At 41.1% G+C, this 23,573-nt stretch carries 18 protein-coding genes and 1 pseudogene; 9 read left to right on the top strand and 10 right to left on the bottom strand.

Annotated features, from left to right (window positions below; genetic code table 11):
* Nucleotides 1-142 (top strand): annotated as a pseudogene (locus V7L31_RS15000) (photosystem II q(b) protein); the annotation flags it as partial.
* A 173-nt stretch (nt 143-315) separates the two neighbouring features.
* Nucleotides 316-1,404, top strand: coding sequence for a chorismate synthase (gene aroC / locus V7L31_RS14995; protein ID WP_334696962.1), 1,089 nt, complete (start codon nt 316-318; stop codon nt 1,402-1,404).
* Nucleotides 1,405-1,762: 358 nt separating this feature from the next.
* On the opposite strand, the gene V7L31_RS14990 is transcribed toward aroC, so the two are convergent.
* The gene (locus V7L31_RS14990; RefSeq protein ID WP_334696961.1) at nt 1,763-3,475 is read right to left on the bottom strand and encodes an alpha/beta hydrolase; all 1,713 of its coding nucleotides are present in this window, start codon (nt 3,473-3,475) and stop codon (nt 1,763-1,765) included.
* Between the two features lie 499 nt (nt 3,476-3,974).
* Nucleotides 3,975-4,907, bottom strand: coding sequence for a DMT family transporter (locus tag V7L31_RS14985; RefSeq protein ID WP_334696960.1), 933 nt, complete (start codon nt 4,905-4,907; stop codon nt 3,975-3,977).
* 338 nt (nt 4,908-5,245) lie between these two features.
* On the opposite strand from V7L31_RS14985, the gene V7L31_RS14980 reads away from it, so the two are divergent.
* The gene (locus V7L31_RS14980; RefSeq protein ID WP_442944425.1) at nt 5,246-7,375 is read left to right on the top strand and encodes a cytochrome-c peroxidase; all 2,130 of its coding nucleotides are present in this window, start codon (nt 5,246-5,248) and stop codon (nt 7,373-7,375) included.
* A 197-nt stretch (nt 7,376-7,572) separates the two neighbouring features.
* On the opposite strand, the gene V7L31_RS14975 is transcribed toward V7L31_RS14980, so the two are convergent.
* The gene (locus tag V7L31_RS14975; RefSeq protein WP_334696958.1) at nt 7,573-8,430 is read right to left on the bottom strand and encodes an acyl-CoA desaturase; all 858 of its coding nucleotides are present in this window, start codon (nt 8,428-8,430) and stop codon (nt 7,573-7,575) included.
* Between the two features lie 172 nt (nt 8,431-8,602).
* On the opposite strand from V7L31_RS14975, the gene V7L31_RS14970 reads away from it, so the two are divergent.
* Nucleotides 8,603-9,856 (top strand): TetR/AcrR family transcriptional regulator, encoded by a 1,254-nt coding sequence (locus V7L31_RS14970; RefSeq protein ID WP_334696957.1) that lies wholly within the window; start codon nt 8,603-8,605, stop codon nt 9,854-9,856.
* Between the two features lie 555 nt (nt 9,857-10,411).
* Here the strand turns inward: V7L31_RS14970 and V7L31_RS14965 are convergent.
* From V7L31_RS14965 to V7L31_RS14950, 4 genes are all read right to left on the bottom strand, one after another.
* Nucleotides 10,412-11,275: a fructosamine kinase family protein gene (locus V7L31_RS14965; protein WP_334696963.1), complete on the bottom strand. Its 864-nt coding sequence runs from the start codon at nt 11,273-11,275 to the stop codon at nt 10,412-10,414.
* 102 nt (nt 11,276-11,377) lie between these two features.
* Nucleotides 11,378-12,658 (bottom strand): M16 family metallopeptidase, encoded by a 1,281-nt coding sequence (locus V7L31_RS14960; protein ID WP_334696956.1) that lies wholly within the window; start codon nt 12,656-12,658, stop codon nt 11,378-11,380.
* A 128-nt stretch (nt 12,659-12,786) separates the two neighbouring features.
* Entirely contained in the window at nt 12,787-13,170 is a 384-nt protein-coding gene (locus V7L31_RS14955; RefSeq protein WP_334696955.1) for a type II toxin-antitoxin system VapC family toxin, read from the bottom strand.
* 2 nt (nt 13,171-13,172) lie between these two features.
* Nucleotides 13,173-13,565, bottom strand: coding sequence for a hypothetical protein (locus V7L31_RS14950; RefSeq protein WP_334696954.1), 393 nt, complete (start codon nt 13,563-13,565; stop codon nt 13,173-13,175).
* A gap of 216 nt (nt 13,566-13,781) precedes the next feature.
* On the opposite strand from V7L31_RS14950, the gene crtD reads away from it, so the two are divergent.
* From crtD to V7L31_RS14930, 4 genes are all read left to right on the top strand, one after another.
* The gene (gene crtD / locus V7L31_RS14945) at nt 13,782-15,296 is read left to right on the top strand and encodes a C-3',4' desaturase CrtD (protein WP_334696953.1); all 1,515 of its coding nucleotides are present in this window, start codon (nt 13,782-13,784) and stop codon (nt 15,294-15,296) included.
* Between the two features lie 138 nt (nt 15,297-15,434).
* Nucleotides 15,435-16,541: a saccharopine dehydrogenase family protein gene (locus V7L31_RS14940; protein ID WP_334696952.1), complete on the top strand. Its 1,107-nt coding sequence runs from the start codon at nt 15,435-15,437 to the stop codon at nt 16,539-16,541.
* A 106-nt stretch (nt 16,542-16,647) separates the two neighbouring features.
* Nucleotides 16,648-16,989, top strand: coding sequence for a hypothetical protein (locus V7L31_RS14935; RefSeq protein ID WP_334696951.1), 342 nt, complete (start codon nt 16,648-16,650; stop codon nt 16,987-16,989).
* Between the two features lie 320 nt (nt 16,990-17,309).
* Nucleotides 17,310-17,699 (top strand): hypothetical protein, encoded by a 390-nt coding sequence (locus tag V7L31_RS14930; protein ID WP_334696950.1) that lies wholly within the window; start codon nt 17,310-17,312, stop codon nt 17,697-17,699.
* A 273-nt stretch (nt 17,700-17,972) separates the two neighbouring features.
* Here the strand turns inward: V7L31_RS14930 and V7L31_RS14925 are convergent, their stop codons facing one another.
* Entirely contained in the window at nt 17,973-19,277 is a 1,305-nt protein-coding gene (locus tag V7L31_RS14925) for a cation:proton antiporter (RefSeq protein ID WP_334696949.1), read from the bottom strand.
* Nucleotides 19,278-19,763: 486 nt separating this feature from the next.
* On the opposite strand from V7L31_RS14925, the gene V7L31_RS14920 reads away from it, so the two are divergent.
* A complete protein-coding gene (locus V7L31_RS14920) occupies nt 19,764-20,033 on the top strand; it encodes a hypothetical protein (RefSeq protein ID WP_094330359.1) in 270 nt (89 codons plus the stop codon).
* Between the two features lie 157 nt (nt 20,034-20,190).
* Here the strand turns inward: V7L31_RS14920 and V7L31_RS14915 are convergent, their stop codons facing one another.
* Both V7L31_RS14915 and V7L31_RS14910 read right to left on the bottom strand, forming a co-directional pair.
* A complete protein-coding gene (locus tag V7L31_RS14915) occupies nt 20,191-22,701 on the bottom strand; it encodes a caspase, EACC1-associated type (RefSeq protein ID WP_334696948.1) in 2,511 nt (836 codons plus the stop codon).
* Nucleotides 22,702-22,731: 30 nt separating this feature from the next.
* The gene (locus tag V7L31_RS14910) at nt 22,732-23,109 is read right to left on the bottom strand and encodes a hypothetical protein (RefSeq protein ID WP_334696947.1); all 378 of its coding nucleotides are present in this window, start codon (nt 23,107-23,109) and stop codon (nt 22,732-22,734) included.
* Nucleotides 23,110-23,573 lie beyond the last annotated feature (464 nt).

The raw sequence follows: 23,573 nt of genomic DNA, 5'->3' as shown, positions 1-23,573 counted from the left end.
TGCAACTTGGGCAGATGTAATCAACCGCGCTAACTTGGGTATGGAAGTAATGCACGAGCGTAACGCTCACAACTTCCCTCTAGATTTGGCTGCTGGCGATTCTGCTCCTGTAGCTCTGACTGCTCCTGCTATCAACGGTTAATTCTGAAGTTTCGCTAAATTAGAAAGCGTCCCCCCTTTCGGGAGGGCGCTTTCTTGTTTGTACGGGTAAAAAATAGCTTATACGTCATACAGTCCAAGTGCAAAATCATAAAAATTAACTTTTGGACAAACTCTAGGTAAAATACATAAGCCTAATCCTTTTTCTTTCAGATTATGGGCAACACTTTTGGTCATCTATTTCGCATCACTACTTTTGGTGAATCTCACGGCGGCGGTGTGGGGGTTGTGATTGATGGTTGTCCTCCACAACTAGAAATTTCGGCAGCAGAAATTCAAGTAGAACTAGATAGAAGGCGTCCGGGACAAAGTAAAATTACGACCCCTCGTAAAGAAGCCGATACTTGTGAGATTTTATCAGGGGTATTTGAAGGCAAAACACTAGGAACGCCCATAGCAATTTTGGTACGGAACAAAGATGCTCGTTCGCAAGACTACGACGAGATGGCATATAAGTATCGCCCTTCTCATGCGGATGCAACTTATGATGCAAAATATGGCATTCGCAATTGGCAAGGTGGGGGGAGATCGTCAGCGCGTGAGACAATTGGTAGAGTAGCAGCAGGTGCGATCGCTAAAAAAATTCTTCGTCAAGTTGCCAATGTCGAAGTTATCGCTTACGTCAAGCGCATCAAAGACTTGGAAGGTGTCGTTGATCCCAACACTGTTACCTTAGAACAGGTTGAAAGCAACATCGTCCGTTGTCCCGATGCTGAATGTAGCGATCGCATGATTGAATTAATTGAGCAAGTTGGTAGGCTTGGTGATTCTATCGGCGGTGTCGTAGAATGTGTGGCGCGTAATGTACCGAAAGGTTTAGGCGAACCAGTATTTGATAAATTAGAAGCTGATATCGCTAAGGGTGTTATGTCTCTCCCTGCTAGCAAAGGCTTTGAAATTGGTTCCGGTTTTGGAGGGACGCTGTTAACGGGAATTGAGCATAACGACGAATATTATATTGATGAAAATGGTGAAATTCGCACTGTAACTAACCGTTCTGGTGGTATTCAAGGGGGAATTTCTAACGGGGAAAATATCATTTTACGAGTTGCATTTAAGCCAACGGCGACAATTAGAAAAGAGCAAAAGACAGTAACTCGTGAAGGTGAAGAAACCCTATTAGCAGCAAAAGGGCGGCACGATCCTTGTGTGTTACCGCGTGCAGTTCCAATGGTTGAGGCGATGGTAGCCCTGGTACTATGCGATCATTTGTTACGGCATCATGGACAGTGTAACGTGTTGTGAGGACTACACTAATTTATAAGAAGAATTCAGAACTCAGAAGCAGAGCCGGAGACGCTCCGCCTCCGGTCAGAATGGGCTAAACCTTAGCTATCCGCTAACAGTATGAATTCTGTACGAGTGGGTAATGAATATTGGTTAAAAGCGAGTGGAATGGTGGGCGAAAAAAATTAAAATATTCTCGCCTTAAAACTCTATCCGTTTATGGGTAAAGTATTCTGAATTCTGAATTCTGAATTCTGAATTCTGTTTTATGCTTCGGGGTGGGTATTTGACTCGCCCTTTTTTTGTTCAAGTCAAATAAAAATCATCACATGCAGCAGTGCAACGCCAATATCCAACATCCAAAATCCGAAGCTGACTATGGTGTTGGGGAGTTTTTTTTTGCGGTTTTGGCTCCTTTAATATCCAGCAATTGAGTTAATTCGGTTGTATTCAATGACTTGACAAGACTCAAGCCAAGCGACTTACTAGAAATGCTTTGAGTGTAAGCGGCGTTAAGGTAGGGGGTGTATTGTGACTTTCCGACAATGTATGTTTGGAAGAAAGGTAAACTCAAAACATTCATATAACGACGCGCTTGAGAAGCATCACCAATCATATCGGCAGGTAATGCTACTTGTTGATTTGCAGGATTACCATTACCAATGATGGAAAAGTGAGTGCCACCTACAAGCATGACGAGATACTTTTGTGAATTTGTCAACCAGGAGAAAGGTAAAATTTGCTCAGATAAAGCTGGTGCAACTGTATCATCACTACTGCCGACAATCATTACTGGAGTTTTGATTTGACTTAAACCAGCTTTACCGAAAATTGAACTAGTAACGGGATTAACTGCGATCGCAGCTTTCACTCTCTCATCTCGCAAGTTATAATCCTTGTCAGACTTGCTGCTCAATTCCAAAGCGCGACACTGAAGGAGTAAAGACATATTCCAGGTATTTTGTAGTGCTGCTGGTTGACAGTCTTGTTTTAGCTGCTCAAAGTTAATTTTAGCGCCTGCTAAGGCTAAGGCTGTATAGCCTCCCAAAGATTGACCAAATACTCCGACTTGTTGCAGATTTAAGCGGCCTTTAAACCGTGAATCAGATTGATTACCTTTTTCCAATTGATTCAAGATATATGTTATGTCCATTGGTCGGTCTTGAAATTCTCCTGGTTCTGCTACTTCAATGGCGTGTCCATTTAACAGAGAACGCAATTGTTTAGCATCACTACCAGGATGATTGGGAACGACAACGGCAAATCCGTAGGAAGCTAGATGAGTGGCTAAATATTGAAAGTTGCTGCTATCTAAACCCAAACCGTGAGAAATGACAATTACTGGTGCAGCATTTTGCACATTGGGAATGTAAACGTCAGTCAATAGAAGCCGATTGCGTCTTGAGTCGAAAAACTTCAGGATGTATTTTTGCGACTTAAACTTTCCCGGAACCTGTAAATCGGGTAATTGCGAGAAATTTGGTTGAGAAATAGTAGCAGCTTCTATTTTAGACTTTTGGGAAACTGCTGCGATCGCCCGATGGGTTTGGTTAACAAGTTTCTCCAATTCCGTAGATATTTCCAAAGTCTCGGCAACATCAAGGCGAATGCTGCTGCTGGGATATTTCCGCAACACATTCAAAAGTGTCAACCCTCCCGATTCACCAGAAGCTAAAATTAGCGCCGAACGCAAGGCACTAAATTCTGTTTTTGGCTGAGAAGATTTATTTATAATCACTTGTGCCAACCGATGCAGCAAAAATTCTCCTTGCGGTGTGTAGAGAAGTTGCGAAACTACTACTGGAGTAACTTTCACACGATTAAGCAAAATCCGCCGCAATTCTTGAAGCTGTTCTAGAGGCAGATATTGCTGATAAGCTGCCAAGTCTTCGTTAATTACACCTGTTTTGGCGTAATTTTCTAAAGTGGAGACTGAAATGGAAAGCTCTAAAGCTGAATAAGATGCATAAATCCGCTCTGCTGCCAAGACAGAATTACTAATTCCAAACGTTGGCAGCATCATTGAAAGAACCAGCAATAAAGAATTTTTTCTGAGGGTGCTGGCCCAATTACCAAACAAACTATTCATCGCTCAACTGTTTCAGTGGTCTGGTTTGATCGGGTGTTGGCTTTGGTAGTTATTCGGGCGCCCTGCTTAGTTTACTGAAAGTTATTAGCCTCAATTTTATCAAAACAGAATTTAGGAGTCAGGAGTTATAATTCAGGATGAATTATGTATGACTTGCGAATGTTGCTTGCTGAAAATAATGGGTATAAATGGGTTTAAAATCTCCACTAAATCTAAGATTTAGTAGTCAAAAAAAGTAGTGATTCCCAATTTACCTAGTAATTTATGCTGACTCCTAAATTCTGATTTTTGAATTCTTTTTCAAGGATTTTTCGGCTATCAAGTCAACAATTAAAAACTACGAAGTCACGCAGATGGGTAAAGTATCCGTCTGACTTCAGTAGCTTGCCTTCACTATTAAATCATAACAAATAAAAAATACTCTGCCTCAGTATTTATGTTGTAGCTTTGAATAAAGCACGAATTCACTAGCTAAAAAAACCAGTAAAAATCCCGAAAATCATGGCAATTCACCTGATTTTCCCAAGGCGATCGCTACTGAACCTGTGACTACTAAACCTGCACCTAATATTGCGATAAAAGTGAAGTGTTCTGGTGCTATTAAAGAAGGTGCAATAACTGATACAACTACAACTGATATTAATGTCACAATGGGAGCTAGAGCGATTACTGCACTTACTCGTGATGCTTCCCAGTGTTCTAATGATTCGGCAAAAGCACCGTAAGCGATTAAAGTATTCAAAGCACAGAAAACTAACATTCCTAAATGGAAACCATCAAGTATAAAAAGTGATTTTACTCTGGCTAGAGGAGTGAATAATAAAGCACATCCCCCGTAAATAATCAGCATAATACTAGGGGAAGATAAAGATTGTAATAATTGCTTTTGTGCCAAAGCATAAATAGCCCATGCTGCCGATCCTAGTGCAATCAAGAAACTACCGAGTATGTAAGTGCCATGCGCTGTAATTAAATTTGTGAGTTGTTCCCGAAAAAATAAAACATAACCGCAAATCATTACACTTACACCAATCCATTGAGACAGTCGGTAACGTTCTTTAAAAATAACTAATCCTCCAAAACCTAATAAAAGGCTAGATAATTGAATGAGAACTTCAGCATTAGCAGGCGATGTTAGCGCTAACCCATGCGTGAACAAAAAGTAATTAATCCCTAAAAAAAGTGTTGCGATCGCTAATAATTTCCCAGAAGCAGAACGCAATTGTTCTAACTTTGGTAATTTACCGCGTATTCTTAAATACATGGCAAGCAGAAAAAATGATATCAAAAAGCGAAACCAAATAACGGTATAGACATCAAGTACTTGTAAAGTTACCGTCAGAGCAATAGGTAAAATTCCCCACAATAAGACTGTCAATAGCGATAATGCTAGCCCTAAGCGCCACCGACCAGAATTTTGATGTAGTGACATTTAAGTATCCTACTCAAAGTAGGGCTAATTGTAAGCTGAAACATATCTAATATTTTAAGTTCTTATTGATAAATTATCTTAATAAGTTAAACCACATTTACTAGTTTGCATCATCTGAAATTTTACATTTCTTGTGAGGTGAGCATCTCGCCTGCCCAGTATATGCAAATTCAATAATATAGAGCTTACCTACCTACTCAATTTATTTGTAGCTGGAAGTAAGTATTTTTTGTTCACATAAAATTTGTAAATTACGTAATTATTTTACATGAATATTAAATTTCAAGCTCAATCGTAAATGTATACTCTATCTCGATGTTATTTTTTTACAAAAAACTATGGGGATTATACCCATAATTAGCTTAGTGATTTTTATTGCTAGCTTATCAATTTACTTGCTGTTGATTTCAAGAGGTCAATTTTTGCTCAAATCTTTAATTACAAAAATAAAGCAGCAAGAGTGGAGATTTAGATATCGCAAGCTTAAGTGCCTGAGATCGAGATTTTTAAAGACTATAACAATTGCTGCCCTGATTATGGCAGCAGTAATAGCTGGAAATACAGTATCAGCACAAGTCACGCCGCCGCCTCTAGCCTCGCTAAAAAGCGTATCGGTTCCACAGCCTGACAATCTTGGAGACTTTGTAAAAGACAAAGTAGCGGCCATCAAGTTAGGAAAAGCTCTTTTCTGGGATATGCAGGTTGGGAGCGATGGAGAAACTTCCTGTGCTAGTTGTCACTTTCATGCTGGAGCCGACAATAGATCCAAAAATCAGATCAATCCTGGGCTTTTACGAATTAACGCTGATGGGACAGCCAATCCAGATACAATTTTTAATGTAGGCGGACTACCAAACTACCAGCTAAAGCCGGAAGATTTCCCATTCCACAAGCTGTCAAACCCGAATGATCCTACAACTCTTGTATCTGACAAAAACGATGTCAGTTCCTCTCAGGGAGCCTTCAATACAAAGTTTGTTGATGTCATACCTGGTAATGCACAAGACAAAGTAACAAACGAGCCAGATCCGGTGTTTAATGTGGGTGGTATAAATGTGCGCCACGTCCAGGGGCGTAACACGCCAACTGTAATTAATGCAGCATTTAACTTCCGCAACTTCTGGGACGGAAGGGCACAAAACATTTTTAATGGGGTTAATCCCTTCGGTTTAAGAGATCCTAATGCCTCTGTTGTCAAAGCCGAGAACCCAAATCAGCCTAAATTTGTCAAAATCAATCTGAATAATTCGTCTTTGGCTTCTCAGGCGCTCGGCCCACCACTCAGTTCTACCGAGTTGTCCGCCAATGGTCGTACTTTTCAAGAAATTGGTGATAAGTTCGGACGAATTAGTAATGGTAAAAAGCTCCCCCGAAAACTTGGGAAAAAGTTATTTGCTCTCAGACCTTTAGGTAAGCAAATAGTGCATCCACAAGACAGCGTTTTAGGTCGAGATAGTAGATGGCCCAAACCCGGACTCAAAGATAGAACTTATGAGCAGATGATTCAAGATGCCTTCAAGCCAGAGTGGTGGAAGTCTAATCGACTCATTCAAGTTGATGCTCAAGGTCAACGAAATATTGTCAAGAGGCCCGATCGCTCCTTGGAGACTAATGAGTACACATTGACGGAGTACAACTTCTCGCTATTCTTTGGGCTGGCAATTCAGTTATATGAATCTACACTCATTGCCAATGATACGCCCTTTGATCGCTTCTTGGAAGGAAACACTACTGCCCTAACCCCGCAGCAGCAAAAAGGGAAACAAATATTTGAGGGGAAAGGTCTGTGTATTGGTTGTCACGTTGGATCGGAATTAACAGCTGCTTCAGTCAGCAGCGTGATTAGAGACGGACGAATCAAACGTGCGCCGTTCGGAGCAAGATCCCCTGAAGACAATGGGTTCTTCAATATCGGCGTTAGACCTGCCACAGACGACCCCGCTTTGGGTGGTAATGACGGTTTGTTTGGTAACGGTCAAGGTAATCCGCTTTCAGAGGCACGATTGGCTCTGTTGGGCAAATTTCAGCTTCTCCTCGGCGAAAACCCTCCCATTCTCACTCCACCATTGAATTCTAGTGAAACTGCGTTTGCAAACGGAGCCTTCAAAGCACCTGGACTTCGCAATGTGGAACTCACTGCTCCTTACTTCCACAATGGAGGTCAGGCAACCTTAGAACAAGTGGTTGATTTTTATAATCGGGGTGGTGATTTTGGCGTTCTTCCTCCACTGAACCTTTCACCAGAAGAAAAACAGCAATTGGTCGCCTTTTTAAAAGGACTGACTGATGAGCGAGTTAGGTATGATAAAGCGCCTTTTGACCACCCGCAACTGTTTGTCCCCAATGGACATCCAGGCGATTCTACAGCTGTTATCAATGACGGTACTGGCAAAGCTACAGATAGTCTACTGGAAATTCCTGCTGTTGGTAGGAATGGTGGTAGTGGTAGTCCAAATTTCTTGAACTAAGTAGCAAGTTAGGGAACTCCAAGAAATAAATTATCCAATATTGTGGGGCGGGCAAGATGCCCGCCTAGTTTATATGGGGGCAAGATGCCTATCCCACAAGAGTTAATTGAATATTTTTTTATTTGTCAGTCCCAAAAATATTAAGCCGACTGCGGGAAGCAATCGGCTTAACAAATTCCCGATCATTGAGTTGTAATTTAGCCGTGAGTTGCACCTTGAGGAGGACGCGAGACAACTTTTTTGGCTAAACCCAAAGTCTGCAAAGCTAAGATGCTCCACCAAGTAACATCAATTTCCCACCAAGATAATCCAGATTTCGCCATGTGGGGATAGGTATGATGGTTGTTGTGCCATCCTTCTCCATAAGTGACGAGAGATACCCACCAAAGATTACGAGCGCCATCATTAGCATCAAAGGTGCGATAACCCCACAAGTGTGATGCTGAGTTTACAAACCAGGTTGAGTGCCAAAGCAAGACACATCTGAGAAATACTCCATAGAACACAAAAGACCATCCTCCCAGGGCATAAAGCAGCAGTCCGAAGGGTATTTGCAACAGTAAGAAGTAGCGATCCAGCCAGCAATAAAAAGGTTGTCTTGCTAAGTCTGGGGCATATTTTTTATAGGTTTCATAGTCAAAAAATTCTGGACGTGGGTAGAAAATCCATAGTATATGACTCCACCAAAATCCTCTTTGGGCAGAATAGGGATCTAAATTGATGTCTTCTGTGTGGGCGTGATGCTGGCGGTGTCCACCTACCCAAAAAATTGGCCCGCCTTGTAAAGCCAGCGCTCCAATGAGGGCGATCGCATACTCTAACCACTTAGGAACCTGAAAACTTTTATGGCTCAGTAGTCGATGATATCCCAGGCAAATACCAATACTCCCGAATAACCAGTGGAGAAACACTAGCAAACCTAATGCTGGCCAGGAGAAAAACCAAGGAGCCAGAAGTGCTAAAGCATGAAATGTAGCAAAAAATACTACATTTGTCCAACTGAGTTGAGGTGAGTTGCCTCTCTCAGGAGCGATCGCCCCAAAATTTGCGGTCATAAAAATTCCTGTTGATGGATGATGCAGTGATTTACTTTTTATTGGGCATAATCCCACTAGGATTTACCCCTACTGTCACGAGTTAGCTACAGTAGAGTAAAGCAAGTATCACTTACATTTGTTATGCTAGCAGAACTCTGATACCCCCTGCAAGTGCCACTTGCATTTTTCTATGTCATCTCAACTGATTTCCACTCGTCAACGCTTGATTCAAGCTGCACTTGAGTTGTTTTCTGCTCAGGGAGTTAGCGCTACCACAACCCGCCAAATTGCTGAAAAAGCCGAAGTCAACGAAGTGACTCTATTTCGGAATTTTGGCAATAAACATGGGTTGCTTTTAGCTGTGCTGGAAGAGTCCGCAGCCTTCAAGGATTTAGGTGAGTCGCTGGTGCGACGGGCAACACCTCCCGGCAATGTCTACCAAGCTCTTAAAGATTATGCAAGTGACACTTTACATACATTAGAACGAGTGCCAGAGTTCGTTCGGTCTGTGGTAGGTGAAGCCGACCAATTCCCGGCAGAAAATCGCCGCGCACTAGGCAGGGGAGTTACAGAGGCAAACCGTTATGTAGCTCAGTATTTAGCTACTGTAATCCAGCAAGGCCACCTAAACACCTACTTACCGGCAGAAAAATTAGCCAGTTTACTAAACGGGATGATCTTGGGATATGCCGTAATTGAGTTTACCAGCGAATTTCACGAACTTTGGGAGGATAGGGATGATTTTTTGGAAAATTTGGTGGAGTTGTTTTTACATGGAGCCATGTCATCTTCAACAGAATCAGCACCAAACTCCTTACAAGGAGGGTTCATTACCACAGAAGTAGCTGATTTGCCTGCTACTTTAGTTCACGAAATTCTGCAACAAGCCAGGAAATTTGGAGTACGAGATCATGCCTTGGCTTACGTATTATTTGGGGCTGGTTTATCCGCTACAGAAATAACTAGCTTGGAGCGAATGCCTGCGGCACGGCAAAGCCGAACGCACCAAATCTACGATACTCAAGGGCACTTCCTACAAATTACAATCCCCGGATTTGTCCGTCAAGTACCTGTAAATCAGTGGATTTTGGGCAAACGCTACGGTTCTTTTACTAATAATCCCTTAATCAAATGGCTGAAAAGTCGTAAAGATGCTCAAACAGCCATGTTTCTGAATGAAACAGGCACACCCATCTCAGAATCAGAACTTGAGACACGTTGGCAAATATGGAGCGAAGGATTGTTAACTCCCCAAGGACAAACGCCAGCGATCGCCCAGGCACAACAAACTTGGCGCGTAGAAATGTTGATGCGGGGAATCACCTTGGAAAATTTAATTATTTTAACAGGTTGCGATCGTGCCCAATTACAACCATACGTCCGCCGAGCCAAAGAAAAAGCCGCCCTAGAGCAAGCTACCCGTTTGGATCATAAACCAGGATAGGGAGTATCAGGTGGCGTTCTCCGACGCAGAGCCAGTGACCGAATAATTCGTAATTCGTAATTAAGAATTCATTAGTATGATGCACTTAAACTATTAAGGTAAAACAACAGAGGTTTCTTTACCATTGGTTGTTTGCACCATTCAAGATTGTAGACGTACTTTCAGATGGAGATTGGGTGTTGCTCGAACGGCGTGATAATTTCTTGCGTGGCTTGCCTCCCGCCTGGATATATTGCAAACTGTCTTTACCATCATGCAATACGGTTCAGTTAAGGCTGAAATAGTTGTAAATTAAGTATTGTTTCCAAAAATAGAAATCAGATACAGTGCATCTCAAGGAATTGTCATTGGTGTCTCGCAAGATACAAAGTACTGAGATATTCAAAGCAATAGAGACAGCTATCCCAGCTGCTTCAATCGAACAGGCGATCGCACTATTGGAACTTTAGACATCTCCAGAAATTAAAGATGCTTTACCCAGAACCCTTGCAGAGACGTAGCACTGCTACGTCTCTACATTCTTTTTCGGAGATGTCTTTTGTAAAAAGGTGAAGTTCAACGCAAAATTTGCTCAATCATCCGGTTGGCTTGCGAACCATAACCGCCGCCAAATAAATTGAAGTGATTCAATATGTGATAGAGGTTATAAAGTGTTTTTCTTTGCTCATAGTCTGCATTTAAAGGAAAGACTTCGTTGTAACCCTTATAAAACACTGCGGGGAAACCACCAAACAATTCTGTCATAGCGATATCAACTTCTCTATCTGCAAAATAAGTTGCTGGATCAAATATCACTGGTTCTCCCGATGCAGTACACCCAGCATTTCCGCCCCATAAATCGCCGTGTACCAACGAAGGTTGTATTTGATGATTTGCCAATAGTTCCGGGATAGCTGCTAGTAACTTGTCTTGCTGGGGAAAATTACCTCCCCGTCGCCTTGCCAACTGAAATTGATAACCCAGGCGATGTTTAATATAAAATTCTGTCCAGTCTGTTGTCCAAGTATTGATTTGCGGCGTGGAACCAATGGTATTGTTAATTTTCCAACCAAAACCTTGACTGCTGCTATCTTTATGCATTACTGCTAACTTGCGCCCCATCTCTTCCCATGAGTTGCTGTTACCGCTAGCAAGTTCCAACCATTCCAGGACGATGTAGCTAGAATTATCAGCAGTACCCCAGCAAATTGGTTTGGGAACGCGAATACTAACTGTTGCTTGCATTTCCTTTAAGCCCAACGCCTCAGCTTCAAACATTGCAACTTGGGATGCTCGATTAAGTTTGATGAAGTAGGTTATCTCACCATTGGAGACAGCATAACCTTCATTGATACACCCACCACCAACCGATCGCCGTTGCTGACTCTGAAATTTTTCGCCAGTCACCTGGCTAATATTCGCGTCGATTTGAGTCCAGATCATGCAATTTTGGATTTTAGATTTTGGATTTTGGATTAGTTAAGTGGGTATTGGGTACTGGTTATTAATTATGTTCCCCATACCCTATTCCCAGTTTTTAATTTACGGCTTGACAAAAACTACACCATAAGCGCTAGGAGATAGATACTCTTTGGCTGCTTGCATCAAGTCTGTTGCATCTTGGCTCTGGATTATCGCTGGGTAGTTAAAGGCGGGTTCCAAATCTCCCACCAAAGATTGATAATAACCATACAACCCAGAGCGATCGCTTGGTGTTTCGTTGCCAAAAACATATCTATTAGCTACTCGTCGCCCTATACGGGCAATTTCTGATTCTGTTACCAACTCTGTTTGTAGTTTGCCAATGTGTTGAGCGATCGCATCCTCTACAACTGATAAATTCTCCACTGCACATTTAGCTGAAATATAAAATATCCCTTGCAGCTCATTGCTCATGTTACTCACAGAAATTGAATAAACGAATCCCCGTTCCTCCCGTAAATCCCTCACCAGTCTTGATGTCCGTCCGTGTCCCAAAATTCCGGCTAAAACATCCAATCCATAGGTGCGATCTAACTGTGTCATTCCGGGAACTCGCCAAACCATCACTAGCCTTGCTTGTTGCAGACTTTCATCGATAAATTCTCGACGGACAATTTCTGTAAATGGTGATTCAGGATTCAGGGGAGAGACGCGATTAATCCCGTCTGTAATGGGCTGGGGAATAGCTTTTGTAAATCCTTCTGCAACTGTTGCAATTAATTCTTCTACGGGCAAATTGCCCACAGCTACAGCAGTAATTGACTGGGGTTGATACCAATTACTATGAAAATCTCTCATCTGCTGGGGTTTCAGTTCGGCAATCACCGATTCTGGCCCCAATACCGGACGGCGATAGGGTAGACGATCAAAGGCTGTTTGCATCGCCCGCCGATATGTACGCCGTTGGGGGTTATCCTCGGAACGCCTAATTTCTTCTAAAACTACCAATCGCTCACGTTCAAAGGCATCATCAGGAATACTCGCATTCGATACTACATCTATTTGTAGTGGCGCAAGCTCGGCAAAATCTTTGGGGGCAGTAGTTATATAGTAATGAGTATAATCTTGGCTCGTAGCAGCATTGGTAACAGCACCCCGCTCTTCAATTCGACGTTCAAATTCGCCGCTAGCCAGTCGTTCTGTTCCTTTAAAAATCATGTGTTCTAAAAAGTGAGCCATACCGTTAATGGCATCAGGTTCTACAGCAGAACCAACTTTTATCCATAAGTTGAGGTTTACGGCTTCAACTGGCATTTGCTCGGCAATGATTGTCAAACCATTGGGCAACTGGTGCAGTGTCGGGGCATTGAGACGGGGAAGTTTCCGTAGGGTTGAGGTCATTGCTACTTGTGTGTGAGGAGCGATGTTACTTCTTTATCTTATCTGCTACCTACTGCTCAGTGAAGTTTTGTAGTTTTCAGGACTAGCCCTTTCAAGGTGTCAATCTAGATACGATTACATCTTTTTAATTATTTTGTAGCAAATAAAAGTGGTACTCCATAATTTATAAATTGAGTATCGGAAGTAATTATAATCATCTTTTCTAGTATCGCTTGTGCTATTAAAAGCCTATCAAAAGGGTCTTTATGATACTCAGGTAACGATGCTGCTTTAACAGCGTGGTGTTCTGTTATTGATAAAAAACTAAAATCAGTATCAATGATGGCTTGTATTATATTATCTGGGGTTTTAAGCTGTCCTTTTTTTCTTTTTATTTCTATTTCCCAAACACTAACAGAACTAACAACCACTTTATTTGAAGAATCTGAAATTTGTTGACGAACTTCAGGTAAAAGACAAGAGTTATCTTCAAGTGACCATATTAAAGCACAGGTATCAAGTAACAACTCCATTATTATTCAATACCAAATTCAGAAATAATATCACTTGATGTTTTATGAAAATCTTCTGATATTTCTACTTGTCCTTTCCAAATACCTAAAGGTCTAGGAAGATTTTGAGTAGGAGTTAATTGTTTTATTTCATCAATTTTACAACCGATTACAGGATAATTAACTATAGTCGATTCAGTACTGAATAAAGTTTGAGGAATAGTTTTTTCATTCGGACTAATACCAGAACGAAGAAATTGGACATCGTAGCCACGCCCACTCATAAAACTTCCTCTAAAATTCCCTCGGTAATTTGTAATAAAAGAATCAATTTTTTCTCTCAATGATTCTAACTCTGAAAGAGTTAAAGAAGATAGTGTGGATGATATTAAACGTACTTTCTCGTTAATATACATAATACTCTTAGTTATCAAATTAATTACAGTCAACAACTAGAAACTAAAATTCTATTCCACCACTATTTTAATCTGTCTAGCCAAGGTTTTTAGACGTGATAGCACTTCCATGCAACAAAGTTATAGAGGATGCACCCCTACTGATGATTGTGGTTTAATCAATAATATTGTAAAGTTGTAAATAGTAATGTAAAGAATCATCAATAAAAAGTATCAATGTCCAGCATTTCTGTTGACAAAAGCAAATCTCATGTAGTGGTTATTGGTGCAGGAATCGGTGGACTGACTGCTGGGGCATTATTAGCTCATAGAGGTTACAGCGTCTTAATTTTAGATCAAGCGATCGCACCAGGAGGCTGTGCTTCGACGTTTAAACGCCAAGGATTTACCTTTGATGTGGGCGCAACTCAGGTGGCGGGGTTGGAAGCCGGGGGAATTCACCACCGCATTTTCTCAGAATTGCAAATAGATTTGCCGGCAGCAACGCCTTGTGACCCTGCTTGTGCGGTTTATTTACCTGGGGAAAGTACACCTATCAACGTTTGGCGCGACCAAGAAAAATGGAAAGCAGAACGACAAAAACAATTTCCTGGTAGCGAACCGTTTTGGCAGTTGATGGCAACTTTATTTAATGCCAGTTGGGAATTCCAAGGACGCGACCCGGTGCTACCACCGCGTAATTTATGGGATTTGTGGCAGCTAATCCAAGCGGTACGTCCCAGTACATTAATTACCGTACCCTTCACTTTGTTTACAGTAGGAGATGCTTTACGTTTATGTGGACTGGGAAATGACCAACGACTGAGGACTTTTTTGGATTTGCAACTGAAACTATACTCCCAGGTGGATGCAGACGAGACAGCATTACTTTACGCAGCTACAGCGTTGAGTGTATCCCAACTGCCCCAAGGATTGTTTCACCTCCAGGGAAGTATGCAGGTGTTGAGCGATCGCTTGGTACAATCCTTAGAAAGAGATGGCGGCAAATTGTTGATGCGCCACACTGTAGAACAAATCAAGGTAGAAAACGGCAAAGCTACTGCTGTTGTAATTAGAAATCAGAAAACTGGTGAAGTCTGGACGGAAGCAGCCGACCATATAGTTAGTAACGTCACCGTGCAAAACTTAGTGCAGTTATTGGGAGAACAAGCGCCATCTGGATATAAAAACCGGGTGGAAAAACTACCCCAAGCATCGGGCGCATTTGTGGTGTATTTGGGTGTAGATGCCAGCGCGATTCCGCCTGGGTGCCCTCCTCACCTGCAATTTCTGTACGATGTCAATGGCCCCATTGGCGAAAATAATTCCCTATTTGTTTCCGTCAGTCATCCTGGAGATGGTCGCGCACCGGAGGGGAAAGCGACTATTATCGCTTCTTCATTTGTCGATCCAGCACAGTGGTGGCAGACTGAAGACTATCAAGGACTAAAAGAAAAGTTTATCCAAGAAGCGATCGCACGTCTTGCTCAATACTTTTATCTCAAACCAGAAACGATTATTTATCAAGAAGCTGCAACACCCCGCACCTTTGCCCACTTCACAGGGCGCGATCGCGGTATAGTTGGCGGTATTGGTCAAAGAATACCTACTTTTGGCCCCTTTGGGTTCGCCAATCGTACACCCATTGAGAATTTGTGGTTAGTTGGTGACTCTACCCACCCAGGGGAAGGCACTGCTGGGGTGAGTTACTCGGCGTTAACAGTAGTCAGGCAGATTGAAGCGCAAATATAGTATTTTGTCAATCTGAATTCAATTACAACTATTTATATAGAGCCAAAATTCTATTAAATAGTATAAATCATACTTATAACCGATGCTAAAGGGGACGCAAAACTGGTGAAATAAGGGTAATGTTGCTGACCCGGAGTAATGACAGACAGCGTTTTAATTATTGGTGGACGGGGGCGGATTGGTAGCAGTGTTGCTCAGGATCTCGCTACCTATACGCAGGCTCAAATTACGATTACTGGGCGTTCTGCGGAGTTTGGCAAGGCTGTTAGCTTGTCTTCGGGGGGACAAGTGCAGTTTTTGATATTAGACTTGGCAGAGGTTGACAAGTTGCGAGATGCGATCGCAAACTCTAATTTAGTCATTCACTGTGCTGGCCCATTTCACTACAGAGATACTAATGTTCTTGAAACCTGTATTGCCCAAGGCGTTAATTATCTAGATGTCAGCGACCATCGTTCTTATACCAGCAAAGCTCTAAATTATCATGAAAAAGCTGCTGCTGCTGGTGTGACAGCAATTATTAATACTGGCATTTTTCCTGGTATTTCTAATAGCATGGTACGTCAGGGAGTTGAACAATTTGACCAACCAGAAAAGATCCATTTAAGTTATTTAGTTTCTGGTTCTGGTGGTGCTGGTATTACAGTGATGCGGACAACTTTTCTGGGGTTACAGTATCCTTTTGAAGCTTGGATAGATGGAAAATGGGAGATAGTTAAGCCTTATAGTGAAAGAGAAGTAATTGAGTTTCCATCTCCTTATGGACGTAGTGGAGTTTACTGGTTTGATATGCCAGAAACATTTACACTTCCCCAAGCCTTCCCATCAGTGAAAACTGTAATTACTAAGTTTGGCTCTGTTCCAGATTTTTATAATCATCTAACTTGGATTGCCGCGAACGTTTTTCCCAAGTGGTTAATGCAGCAACGTTCGATGATTGAATTCCTATCTCGTGTCAGTCATTTGATGACAGATGTCACTAATAATTTTAGTGGAATTGGGGTAGCCGTTCGTTCAGAAGTTACGGGCCAAAAAAATGGTGAAACTGCCATTTATCGTTCAACTATGGTGCATGAAAATACAGCCGTAGCTTCTGGTTGCGGCACGGGTAGTATTGCCCAATTATTGCTAGAAGGAAAACTCAAAAAGCCAGGTGTTTTTGCTGTAGAAGAAGCACTACCAACAAATTTATTTGAAGAGGTAATGCAAAGCCGAGGAATTAAGATTACTCGTAGTTGGTTATAAGGGAATACTGTGTAGATTTTGCTTCAAACAGCACTCATAGAAATGTTGGGTTTCACAACCTTCAACCCAACTTACAAATATTCTCAAAGTAAAACATTAAAATTTTATGTCTACTTCACATATAGTCATTGATAATTTCCTAACTGATTCTGAAGTTAAAGAAGATTTAATTAATACTATATGGGAGGATGACTTATCATGTGAACTTGAATTAGAACAAGGAACAGTTTTAGTTTATCGTAATACGCTATTAGAAGTAGTATCTAAGAGTTATAGGCAAAATAATTATCAGATTGGTTTTGGCAATTATTATGCGGCTCAAATAGCAATTGGAGGAGTAAAAGAATTAAAATCAGGTATTTTATACCCAGTTTATTGCTTTGCTACGATATTTTATACATTTGATAAAAAGCTCATAACTGTAGATATTCACTCGGAAATGCGATGAAATTGGCTAGCTACCAAATACTACCGCAATCAAGGCGAACGAATTATGTTATTAAGACTGTTAGATACTTAATAGAGTTCAAAATAATCTTATTAAACCCTAATTATTGAAAATATTTAGGTATGGCTTTGAGCCTGGGATGATGAATAGAATGATAAATGCTGATTTTATCGTCGGAACTGAACTATAGCTAAAAATTAATATACCCTACGGTAGAAGTGAGAACTGTACCTAAACACTTAGGATGCCTGTGAGCTTTAAATATTGCATATATCTATACAACATGACAGAGGCTCACAAAAAAGTAGGAGGGTTTTACCATGCAAAAAATTCTATTAACTTTAAAGCAAGCGTTTCGTTCAAGCCTTTTGGTTATCTGCTTGATGATTTTTATCAGCTTGTCAGGTTCATTGATTTTATTTCAGCAAGCTAGTCATGCAACTACTCTCGAAGAATTGAAGTTAATACCTCCAGAGTATAAACCAAATTCTGAAGAAAAAATTAATCGCGCTAACGAATACGATCCAGGTGTTGGCGTTCAAGAAGAAGAACGAGAAGAAGCTTATGAACAAGCAATAAAAGATTCTAAAAATATTAACACTATCGAGAAGGCTTACGAAAGAAATTTGAAAGCTGAAAAAGCACAAAATCCTCCAGAAAGTCTTGGTGAAAAGGCGAAAGAAGTTCTTGAAAAAGTGACAGGTAAATAGAGAATATAGATTTGACATCCTCACCGCCGTAAACGCACGGGGAAGAAAGAGTAATGAGTAATAAGTAATGAGTAATGAGTAAATACCCATTTTTCATCCACTCATTACTCAGCCGTGCTGGAAATACGGGGTTTTAAACCCATTTTTCTGATAATTCCCAACCTATTCAGTATTAGCATTGGGAATTATATTCAAACTCCTGTTCTGATTTGGAGTGAGGTTAAAAAACTAGATAGTACCAAATTTTAAGCTAGTCGCGATCAAAAATCGCTTTTACTCAAATTCATCTTCATCAATTGTGGTGGGAGGAGTAGTCTTTTGATGATTAGCAAAGTTGCGCTCATACCACTTCATTAATGGAGTTGCACTAATTCCATGCACAATTACCGAAACTACAATAGTTGTGTAACTTATCCAAGCAATCTGTTCGGCTGCTTGACCTTTTAACCCATGACCAAAGGCATAGGCAAGATAGTATAAAGAACCGACACCGCGAATACCAAACCATCCCAATAACCAACGAGTTCCTGGGTGTAAGGTTCGGCGGTGTGAGTCTAGAGGATGTTTACCAATTGTGCTAATCCAAACTCCTACAGGTCTGATAATCAAGAATAACAAAATTATCACTAATAAAGATTGCATAGCATAATTAAACATTGGTTTCAATAATAATATTGAACCTAATAGTAGGATTGTCCCCACTTCCAGCAGCTTTTCAACTTGTTCAATAAATTCTAACTGTGCTAGCGGTTTTTCATGATTTCTGTAACTGCGTTGGACAACTAACCCAGCAACAAATACTGCTAGAAATCCATAGCCATTCACCATTTCTGTTAATGAATAAGTTATTAGAATTGTGCTGATAGCAATAAAATCTTCCATTAACTCGTCAGCAGGACGGAGTTTTTGAATTCTTTTTTCAATCCAAATTATAGATTTGGCAACAACAATTCCCATAATAATGCCAACTGCGATCGCCCAGATTAAATCAACCGCAATCCACTGTTTAAACCAGTTACCCCAGTTGTCATCTTCTAAGGCATGAATGCCAAAATAAACGAAGGGAAAAGCTAAAGCATCATTTAACCCACCTTCAGAAGTTAAACCAAATCTTAACTCATCTTGGTCTTTGGCATCGGTCAGTTGTACTTCTGATGCTAATACTGGATCGGTAGGTGCAAGAATTGCTCCTAATAAAATTGCTTCTCCCCAATTCATTCCTAAAAACAATTTACCCACAGCAGCCAGAGCAAAAATTGAAATTGGCATCAAAAATAAAATCAATCGCACCGTAATATCCCAAATTCCCAATCTGAGAGGACGAACAATTTTTAAGCCGCAGCTAAATACAGAAATAATTACTACCAGTTCTGTTATTCTCTCTAGCAGTTCGGTGTTAAAAACTCCATCCCGACGTAATTGAATTAGCCCTACACCATAAGGGCCTAGAAAAATACCAACCAGGAGATAAATAATAGCAAAAGAAAGAGGTAAGCGAGTAATCCAACCTGACCCTAAGGTTACTATCAGCAAAAGTAGACCTATCACAAATAGGTCAATAATATAGATATCTACCATATAGCTATTTATACAAAAATTAGGTGTTGCTCTGTCAGCTTAATTGCTATAGCTTTAATTAGGAATTGTCTATGGGAAGATATTCTAGGATTGAAGATTCAGACGCGCCACGAAATTGGCAGGGAATAGATAAATTTGGCGTTGGCTTTAACCCAATACGGTTGGGTTAAGAAATTTATCCGTTGAGGCAGGCAGGGGGAGCAGGGGATGCAGGGGATGCAGGGGGGGGAGAAAAAGCTTATCTGAAGCGTATTGGGCTTTAACCCGGTCTAGACAGACTATTCGTGTAGCCCCTAAAACAATGAGATACAGCTAATACAGACCTGTACGCGCTCCTACCAATGATCTATATTCCCTACTTTTTCACTCAGATATCGCCCATTTTAGTACAAATATACTATAATATAGATAGCATTCACAAAGCCTAGCCAAATGCATAACGGCTGTGTGAAAACCTTCTGGAAGATGGATTCAAGGGTTAGTTCGATGATGAAGCATTATATTCTCAACCTCAATCCGACTGCCAAGCATGAATGGGATCGGTGTATTTTACGCGATCCGCTGACTGCCAAACGCCCAGACATTGCTAAACTAATTGCTGAAGCGGTTGGTGCTGATACTGGTAGTTATTTAGTGAGCGTGAATATCGAAGTTCAAGTTTTACAGCAAGCCGCAGTACCTCAAGCCGAACAACTCTCGCTTTCATTTCCAGAGGTGAGTGTGTCATCACAACCACAACTGCGGGAAGCAGCTTGAGTATAACTAAGTTGTGAGATCCCCGACTTCTTTTACGAAGTCGGGGATCTGAACATGGTAGATTAAAAGACTGGGTGCGATCGCTATTTGGAAATATCAGAATGAGTCAGTGCTTGGTTTACCACCGGAGGCATCGCTATTAAGTAAAGCTTCAAAATTAAGGTTGAATGGGCACAAACTTATATTTATCAGTGCCAGGTATTTGTTGAACTTTGACGAGGAAGATACGATTATCTTTGCGATCACCTGATTGTGCAAACTGAATCTTTCCTGTAGCACCATCAACTAAAAAATTTGGACTGTGCAATATATTTTGCAAATCATCACGAGTTTTACTTTGCTGCAAACCTTTAACTATCGCTAAAGTGGCATCATAAGCTGTAGCCGTTCGCCAATTCACTGTTCCACCCCAAAGCTTCTCAGCATTATTTACAAAGGAATTACCGGGATCAGGAAGCCAAGGTATAGCAATTACCATGCCGTTGATAGCTTCCCCCCCATTTAGGGTTTCGCTTGTAAACAGCGTGGAACTACTAAATAAGCTCAATTGTCCTTTATTCGCTCGTGTCACTGCTAGACCTTCCCTATTTCTGTCTATGTAGAGAGCTAGTACTAAAGCATTAGCACCACTGCTAACAGCTTGGGTAATAACTGCACTAGGGTCAAAATTTTTGGCAGCAATATCGCAGTTGGTGGAGTTAACCTGACCACCAACAGCTTTTATCCCTTCAATAAATCTGTCCTTAAAGGAAAAATTATCTATACCTTTAGAATCAATACAAATCAAAAAATTGGTTTTACCTGTTTTGATAGCGTAATTAGATAGGTTATCTGCTATCGATTTAACACTAGGAGCAGTGCGTAAGATATAGTTGCCTATAGTAGTGAGGTTTTGAGCATAACTAGTGGGAGACATCATTACTAATCTTCCACTTTGATACACTGAGGCTGCTGCGATGGAAGCATTACTAGCATTATGTCCAACTACAGCCAAAATGCTGTTATCTTTGACAAAGTTAGTCGCAATCTTTACAGCTTCACTTGGGTCATTATCATCGTTAGCGATCGCTACTTCTAAAGCTTGACCATTGATCCCACCACTGTTATTCACCTCATCTTGAGCTTGAGCCACACCCCGTAGCATCTCTTTTGCCACATTTGGATTTGTACCAATAGGTACACTTGTAGCTATTTTGACGTATTTTTTCTGTTGGCGAACCTTGGCGTTATTCAAGTAAATCAAAGCTTCTGGGTCTGTACGATTAGCTTGACGGTATGAATTGAATTTATCAATAGCAGTCGGACAATCACCATTTAAGAATGCTTTCACTCCAGCTTCTTTATCTGGGTTCGTATCTTGCGTGAATAGAATTTTTTCACCAAAACTAATTCTATCACCTAGAGTATACTCCTCTTTTACACAGGAATTTACTATAGATTTAACTACAGGTTGAGGTTCATCTTTAACCCTAAAAAAGTAGACTATAGTACCACCAAAAATTACTCCGATTACTCCGATAATGGAAGCTACTATATACTTAAATTTGCTAGGTGGAGGTGGAGGATCGACAATTCCCAGAGGTAGGGTAAGTGGCTGTTCAGCAATTATTGGAGCTTCGATTAGGGCTATATCTTCATCTCTAAGTCCTAAAGCTTGCTGAAGACGTTTCAAATTAGCGCCAGTTCTATCGCTGAGAGGAAACCCTTGTCTAATCTCGTCGCGGAACGCTAGCTCATATCGCTGTAATTTTATCCTTTTGTTTTCGATAGGTGCTAAAACCTGAGTTTCAATTGCAGCAGCGTCCTCAGATGATAGTTGCAGAGTCTCTTGTAATGCATCCAATGCAGCGCGACCAGCAACAGAAATTTCACCATTACCACCCTCTACCCAATACTCAACTTCTCGAAGATATGTGAGTTTGGGATCGTTACTTGGTGCTTTGGCAAGCTTGATTTTAAAGCCACCTTTGACAGGATATATCTCTGGTTTCATGGCTGGCGTACTTTCTTGCACTTTCTTGGCAGCGTATTCATGCAATTCATCAACAGAAATCCAACCGTCTTCATCGCGATCTGCTGCACCAGTCTCTAAACCCTCAACTATGTAGCTGGTATAAGTTGAGGTATCTACTCCTTGCTGTTCAAAAGCAAATTGAGTTGAAGTCGAAGATGTGAGAACAGCCCGCCCTTCTCCACCCAATTGGTTCTTGACATCCACAAAACCATCATCTTTAGCCGCCATACCCACGGCAAACGCACCACTAAAGCAACAATCGAGAATCACTACCTCGCGTTTGGAGCGGCTATTACTCATGACCTCATGGACAAAATTAGCTGCTACTGTTGTTGCCCTAGCTGGTACTCCCTTGTCAGTTTTACGGGTGTTACGAGCCGCAAAGTAAAGCTTACCACTCTCATCTTTAATGCCATGTCCAGAGAAAAATAGCAGCACGAGGTCATCTTTTTGACGATTATCAAACAATATATCGATCGCTTCCTCCATCTCATGCCGTTGAGGGTTCAGCAGCACTTTGACATCATCAAAACCCCCAATCTCTGGGTTCTCTAAAACTCGCTGTATTGCCTCAACATCTTTTGTCGCTGCTGGCAATGGAGTAAGGCCAGGTTCATACTCACTGACTCCGATTAGCAGTGCTATTTTCACCATCTCGTTATTCTTCCTTGCTAATGGAATTTATCAATTGCCTGCGATAAACTTTTGAGCTTGTTCGATGGCGGCGTTTAACTCTTCCTGACTGCTAGCTTTCACCTTCAGTTTTTTGCCGTTAGCCTCGACTTCCAATTCAATGGTTTTGTTGCCCAAGCGATCGCCCAAAAATCCCAACATTTTCTTAAAATTGGCAAGGCTCACTTCTGCCTGCAATACCCCCAACAAAAAACTGCCCATAGGCTTGGCTAGTTCGGGTATCTCTGTAGCTGCTACTAGTTCAGCACTTTCAACATCTAAGTCTTTGATTTCTCGCAGCAGATTCCGTGCTTCCCGTTCTTGCTCCTCTGCATCTAAATCTGGATTAGAAAGAGCGATCGTCAGTTTGACGTTAGATTCAGAACTCATTTTGTGCCCTTTGAAGTTTTTCAGCAGTTGATAGTCAATAGTATTTCTGTAGTATATCGATTGACATCACTTCTTCTATGTAAATTTCCTGAAACTTTTTCAAGATTTTTCCAAAAACTCATGAAATTAAGGCAAAAATCTAGTATAAATACAGAACATCCCTCTTCAATAGCTGCAAAACTTAGAGGCAATCAACAGTATTTCATCTGACAAGTTGTTTCAGTACAGCAGTTTGTTTTACCATACTTGCGATCGCAGAGTAAGTTATGAGTTTGTCTTTGCAACTTCTTTAGAAGCGATCGCTAGATCAAACTATTACAGGACAGCGTAAATTCAGTGACCATCTCAAATAACCAGACAAGGGGCTTCAGCCTAGGCTGTTGACTTTGTGGGTTTTTAGGCGGTTTTTGTTCATGCAGTTTTTGTGTCGTTAAAATTCCTCTGAAAATAGGGTTTTTCTTTTC

Source organism: Nostoc sp. (genome assembly GCF_036916655.1).
In the GTDB taxonomy this organism is placed as follows: domain Bacteria; phylum Cyanobacteriota; class Cyanobacteriia; order Cyanobacteriales; family Nostocaceae; genus Nostoc.
The sequence above is the reverse complement of the archived record's forward strand: the minus strand, read 5'-3'. Positions and strand labels throughout refer to the sequence as shown.

What these genes read in the sequence shown, in the direction of transcription:
- aroC (WP_334696962.1), top strand. Translation starts at nt 316, where the DNA reads ATGGGCAACACTTTTGGTCATCTATTTCGCATCACTACTTTTGGTGAA.
- V7L31_RS14990 (WP_334696961.1), bottom strand. Translation starts at nt 3,475, where the DNA reads ATGAATAGTTTGTTTGGTAATTGGGCCAGCACCCTCAGAAAAAATTCT.
- V7L31_RS14985 (WP_334696960.1), bottom strand. Translation starts at nt 4,907, where the DNA reads ATGTCACTACATCAAAATTCTGGTCGGTGGCGCTTAGGGCTAGCATTA.
- V7L31_RS14980 (WP_442944425.1), top strand. Translation starts at nt 5,246, where the DNA reads ATGGGGATTATACCCATAATTAGCTTAGTGATTTTTATTGCTAGCTTA.
- V7L31_RS14975 (WP_334696958.1), bottom strand. Translation starts at nt 8,430, where the DNA reads ATGACCGCAAATTTTGGGGCGATCGCTCCTGAGAGAGGCAACTCACCT.
- V7L31_RS14970 (WP_334696957.1), top strand. Translation starts at nt 8,603, where the DNA reads ATGTCATCTCAACTGATTTCCACTCGTCAACGCTTGATTCAAGCTGCA.
- V7L31_RS14960 (WP_334696956.1), bottom strand. Translation starts at nt 12,658, where the DNA reads ATGACCTCAACCCTACGGAAACTTCCCCGTCTCAATGCCCCGACACTG.
- V7L31_RS14955 (WP_334696955.1), bottom strand. Translation starts at nt 13,170, where the DNA reads ATGGAGTTGTTACTTGATACCTGTGCTTTAATATGGTCACTTGAAGAT.
- V7L31_RS14950 (WP_334696954.1), bottom strand. Translation starts at nt 13,565, where the DNA reads ATGTATATTAACGAGAAAGTACGTTTAATATCATCCACACTATCTTCT.
- crtD (WP_334696953.1), top strand. Translation starts at nt 13,782, where the DNA reads ATGTCCAGCATTTCTGTTGACAAAAGCAAATCTCATGTAGTGGTTATT.
- V7L31_RS14940 (WP_334696952.1), top strand. Translation starts at nt 15,435, where the DNA reads ATGACAGACAGCGTTTTAATTATTGGTGGACGGGGGCGGATTGGTAGC.
- V7L31_RS14935 (WP_334696951.1), top strand. Translation starts at nt 16,648, where the DNA reads ATGTCTACTTCACATATAGTCATTGATAATTTCCTAACTGATTCTGAA.
- V7L31_RS14930 (WP_334696950.1), top strand. Translation starts at nt 17,310, where the DNA reads ATGCAAAAAATTCTATTAACTTTAAAGCAAGCGTTTCGTTCAAGCCTT.
- V7L31_RS14925 (WP_334696949.1), bottom strand. Translation starts at nt 19,277, where the DNA reads ATGGTAGATATCTATATTATTGACCTATTTGTGATAGGTCTACTTTTG.
- V7L31_RS14920 (WP_094330359.1), top strand. Translation starts at nt 19,764, where the DNA reads ATGATGAAGCATTATATTCTCAACCTCAATCCGACTGCCAAGCATGAA.
- V7L31_RS14915 (WP_334696948.1), bottom strand. Translation starts at nt 22,701, where the DNA reads ATGGTGAAAATAGCACTGCTAATCGGAGTCAGTGAGTATGAACCTGGC.
- V7L31_RS14910 (WP_334696947.1), bottom strand. Translation starts at nt 23,109, where the DNA reads ATGAGTTCTGAATCTAACGTCAAACTGACGATCGCTCTTTCTAATCCA.